This window comes from Chitinivibrio alkaliphilus ACht1 (assembly GCF_000474745.1).
Taxonomy (GTDB): Bacteria; Fibrobacterota; Chitinivibrionia; order Chitinivibrionales; family Chitinivibrionaceae; genus Chitinivibrio; species Chitinivibrio alkaliphilus.
Map to the genome: position 1 here is coordinate 1 of NZ_ASJR01000046.1, position 5,236 is coordinate 5,236.

Genomic DNA, 5,236 nt, shown 5'->3' on the forward strand with positions numbered 1-5,236 from the left:
AGATAAAAGAAAGAAAGGGACCAAGCAAAAGCTTGATCCCTTTATGAATAAACCCGGCAGTGACCTACTCTCCCACGCAGTCACCCACGCAGTACCATCAGCGATGCGGAGCTTAACTTCTGTGTTCGGAATGGGAACAGGTGTATCCTCCGCTCAATAACCACCGGGAAATAAAATTCCAGATAGAAAGACGTATTTAATGCTGTTGATGAAGTGCAGAGAGGATCATCTCTCAGAGTATGATACAAAAGTCAAAAGGAATATTAGTATCACTCGGCTGAACACGTTACCGTGCGTACACCTGTGACCTATCAACGTCGTGGTCTTCAACGTTCCTTAAGGGATATCTTATCTTGAGGCGAGCTTCCCGCTTAGATGCTTTCAGCGGTTATCTCTTCCATACGTAGCTACTCGGCAATGCCACTGACGTGACAACCGATGCACCAGAGGTATGTCCATCCCGGTCCTCTCGTACTAAGGACAGGTCCTCTCAAATATCCTGCGCCCACAGCGGATAGGGACCGAACTGTCTCACGACGTTCTGAACCCAGCTCGCGTGCCGCTTTAATTGGCGAACAGCCAAACCCTTGGGACCTGCTTCAGCCCCAGGATGCGACGAGCCGACATCGAGGTGCCAAACCACTCCGTCGATATGAACTCTTGAGAGTGATTAGCCTGTTATCCCCGGAGTACCTTTTATCCTTTGAGCGACGGCAGTTCCATTTCCAACCGCCGGATCACTAAGTCCTGCTTTCGCATCTGCTCGACGTGTTTGTCTCGCAGTTAAGCTCCCTTTTGCCTTTACACTCAATGTATGATTACCAACCATACTGAGGGAACCTTTGAGAGCCTCCGTTACTTTTTAGGAGGCGACCGCCCCAGTCAAACTGACCCCCTGACAATGTCCTTGCAAAGGTCGTTTACTAAGTTAGTGATCCAACGTACCAAGGGTGGTATGTCAAGGACGACTCCATATACACTGGCGTGTATACTTCATAGTCTCCCACCTATCCTGCACATGATACGCCAAATCACAATGCCAAGTTACAGTAAAGGTTCACGGGGTCTTTCCGTCCAGCTGCGGGTTGCCGGCATCTTCACCGGCACTACAATTTCGCCGAGTCTCTGGTTGAGACAGTGTTCAAGTCGTTACACGATTCGTGCAGGTCGGAACTTACCCGACAAGGAATTTCGCTACCTTAGGACCGTTATAGTTACGGCCGCCGTTTACTGGGGCTTCGATCAAGAGCTTCGGACGAATCCTAACCCCATCAATTAACCTTCCAGCACCGGGCACGTGTCAGACCATATACTTCCAGTTTCCTGTTTGCATAGTCCTGTGTTTTTGATAAACAGTCGCTTGAACCTTGTCACTGCGGCCCTTTCGGGCTCCCCTTCTCGCGAACTTACGGGGTCAATTTGCCGAGTTCCTTAACCAGAGTTCTCTCGAGCACCTTAGAATACTCATCCCACCTACCTGTGTCGGTTTACGGTACGGGCTGGTTAGCTATGCTAGCGGCTTTTCCTGGCAGTATAACTCCATGCACTTATTTTGGATTGCTCCGCCATTACCCATCACAGCTCACCGTTAAGAAGGGCGGATTTACCTACCCCTCGAAGCTTACTGCTTGGTCCAACATGTCACCAGTTGGATGCACTTTACTTCCTGCGTCACCACATCAACACTAACTCAGGTACAGGAATATTAACCTGTTTTCCATCGACTACGCCTTGCCGGCCTCGCCTTAGGTCCCGACTTACCCTAAGCAGATTAGCTTTACTTAGGAATCCTTGGGCTTTCGGTGTGGAGGTCTCTCACCTCCATTATCGCTACTCATCCCGACATTCTCATTTCTGATACCTCCAGCATTCCTTACGAAACACCTTCAACGGCTTACAGAACGCTCTCCTACCAACAGTGATAAACACTGTTCCATAGCTTCGGTGGTATACTTGAGTCCCGGAAATTTTCGGCGCATTACCGCTTAACCAGTGAGCTATTACGCTTTCTTTAAAGGATGGCTGCTTCTAAGCCAACCTCCTAGCTGTCACGGCAGTAACACCTCCTTTATCACTGAGCATACACTTGGGGACCTTAGCTGATGGTCTGGGTTGTTTCCCTCTCGGATACGGAACTTATCTCCCGTAACCTGACTCCAGGACGCTTTTAACGGTATTCGGAGTTTGAAAAGGTTTGGCAGGTTGGTAGACCCCCTAGCCTTGTCAGTGCTCTACCCCCGTTAAAATCTCATCCCAGGCTATACCTAAATATATTTCGGAGAGAACGAGCTATCAGCGGATTTGATTGGCCTTTCACCCCTATCCACAGGTCATCCGAACAGTTTTCAGCCTATTTCGGTTCGGTCCTCCACTTGATCTTACTCAAGCTTCAACCTGCCCATGGATAGATCATCCGCATTCGCGTCTGCCATACCTAACTATATCGCGCTATTAACACTCGCTTTCGCTGCGGCTACAGGCCTGAAGCCCTTAACCTCGCTAGATACGACAACTCGTCGGGCCATTAAACAAAAGGTACGCCGTCACATGATTAATCATGCTCCGACCGTTTGTAAGTATACGGTTTCAGATTCTATTTCACTCCCCTCCCGGGGTTCTTTTCACCTTTCCCTCACGGTACTATGCACTATCGGTCACAAACTGTATTTAGCCTTACCGGATGGTCCCGGTCGATTCACACCAAATTCCACGTGTTCGGTGATACTCGGGTGTCCTCATATGAAGAGAAATAATTTTCGCCTACAGGGCTATCACCTACTATGGCGGTACTTTCCAGTACGCTTCGACTAATTATTTCCTTTGTAACTTCACACAGCAGCTGTAACTACTGTACAGAAGATCCCACAACCCCATATAACCAACGCTTACAGGCTTGGCAGCTATATGGTTTAGGCTTCTCCCCGGTCGCTCACCACTACTGGGGGAATCACGGTTGTTCTCTTTTCCTGGGCTTACTTAGATGTTTCAGTTCAGCCCCTTACCCACGCTTACGCGCTTATAAGGTTGCCCCATTCGGATATCTGCGGGTCGAAGGTTATGTGCACCTCACCGCAGCTTTTCGCAGCTTATCACGTCCTTCTTCGGCAGTTTGTGCCAAGGCATCCACCGTATACTCTTAGTAACTTTATATATCCTAATTTATTACTCTGATTCGACGATTTCTCTATGCACTTCATCTACAGCATCAAATTTGTCAAAGATCTTCCTAAAAAACTCTTTACCTACAGGTACTATGGAGCCGACAGGAGTCGAACCTGCGACCCTCTGCGTGCAAGGCAGATGCTCTCCCAACTGAGCTACGGCCCCTTCGTATGGTGGGCTTGGATGGAGTTGAACCATCGACCCCTGCCTTATCAGAGCAGTGCTCTAACCAACTGAGCTACAAGCCCCTGTATATAAAGAACTCTCTAAAAAACTTTGAAGTGTGCAAGCAAGTCGTTTTTCTCCAGAAAGGAGGTGTTCCAGCTGCAACTTCCGATACAGCTACCTTGTTACGACTTAGCCCCAATTATCAGTGTCGCCTTAGTCGCTCCCCTCCAATGGTTAAGGATACGATGTCGGGCACCACCAACTTTCGTGGCTTGACGGGCGGTGTGTACAAGGCCCGGGAACGTATTCACCGTGGTATGCTGACCCACGATTACTAGCGATTCCAACTTCACGGAGTCGAGTTGCAGACTCCGATCCGAACTGTGACCAACTTTTTGAGATTAGCACCATATCGCTATGTAGCTACCCTTTGTATTGGCCATTGTAGCACGTGTCTAGCCCTGGTCGTAAGGGCCATGATGATTTGACGTCATCCTCACCTTCCTCCGCCTTGCGACGGCTGTCTCCATAGAGTGCCCAACTTAATGATGGCAACTAAGGACAAGGGTTGCGCTCGTTACGGGACTTAACCCAACATCTCACGACACGAGCTGACGACAACCATGCAGCACCTGTATCCAGTGTTTCCGAAGAAAACCGTCTATCTCTAAACGTAGCACTGGTATGTCAAGACCAGGTAAGGTTCTTCGCGTTGCATCGAATTAAAGCACATGCTCCACCGCTTGTGCGGGCCCCCGTCAATTCCTTTGGGTTTCATCCTTGCGGACGTACTCCCCAGGCGGGACACTTAATGCGTTAACTGCGCCAGTGAAATCTCCACCAGCTAGTGTCCATCGTTTACGGCGTGGACTACCAGGGTATCTAATCCTGTTCGCTCCCCACGCTTTCGTACCTCAGCGTCAATATTGCGCCAGAAGACCGCCTTCGCCGCCGGTGTTCTTTCTGATATCTACGCATTCCACCGCTACACCAGAAATTCCGTCTTCCCCTCGCATATTCAAGATTACCAGTTTCAATAGCAACTCCGGGGTTAAGCCCCGACATTTCACTACTGACTTAGAAATCAGCCTACGTACCCTTTACGCCCAGTGATTCCGAGTAACGCTCGCCACATACGTATTACCGCGGCTGCTGGCACGTATTTAGCCGTGACTTTTTAGTATGGTACCGTCAAGCTGTATGCTATTAACATACAGGGTTTCTTCCCATACCAAAGGAGTTTACAATCCGAAGACCGTCTTCCTCCACGCGGAGTTGCTGCGTCAGACTTTCGTCCATTGCGCAAGATTCCCTACTGCTGCCTCCCGTAGGAGTCTGGGCCGTGTCTCAGTCCCAATGTGGCCGATCACCCTCTCAGGTCGGCTAACCATCATCGTCTTGGTAGGCCGTTACCCCACCAACTAACTAATGGTACGCAAATCCACCCTTAAGCAACCACTTTCATGAAGAGGTAGCCTTTAAACATTATACAATGCTGCATTATGTTCACATCCGGTATTAGCCTCGCGTTAGCAAGGTTGTCCCGAACTTAAGGACAGGTTATTTACGTGTTACTCACCCGTTCGCCGCTCTACTCACTTCCGAAGAAGCTTTCTCGCTCGACTTGCATGTATTAAGCACTCCGCCAGCGTTCACTCTGAGCCAGGATCAAACTCTCCATAAATTATTTACAGAAAATCTATTTTTCGTCTCTTGACCCGCTTACACACTTCAAAGTTTTTCAAAGATTACGCCCTTTTCAAAGACGGTGACTAATATACATAAAGCCAAATCAGTATGCATACTTTTTTTAACTTTTTTCAAATCACTGTCTTTCAAAGAGCCACACTCTCTCAAGTGCGGCACAAATATATACCGATCCATCGCAACATGTCAAATCTTTTTT

2 tRNA genes and 3 rRNA genes are annotated in these 5,236 nt (G+C 48.8%); all 5 read right to left on the reverse strand.

The features are described from left to right. Positions 1-51: 51 nt before the first annotated feature. The 5 genes from rrf to CALK_RS11475 all read right to left on the reverse strand — a co-directional run bounded on the left by rrf (position 52) and on the right by CALK_RS11475 (position 5,014). Positions 52-168, reverse strand: a 5S ribosomal RNA gene (rrf, locus tag CALK_RS11455). Positions 169-241: 73 nt separating this feature from the next. After that, positions 242-3,150, reverse strand: a 23S ribosomal RNA gene (locus CALK_RS11460). Between the two features lie 104 nt (positions 3,151-3,254). Next, positions 3,255-3,327: transfer RNA gene (locus tag CALK_RS11465), tRNA-Ala, on the reverse strand. Between the two features lie 6 nt (positions 3,328-3,333). Continuing rightward, positions 3,334-3,410 (reverse strand) — tRNA-Ile (locus CALK_RS11470). Positions 3,411-3,470: 60 nt separating this feature from the next. After that, positions 3,471-5,014, reverse strand: a 16S ribosomal RNA gene (locus tag CALK_RS11475). Together the 16S, 23S and 5S rRNA genes with 2 tRNA genes alongside form the textbook arrangement of a ribosomal RNA operon. Positions 5,015-5,236: the final 222 nt, after the last annotated feature.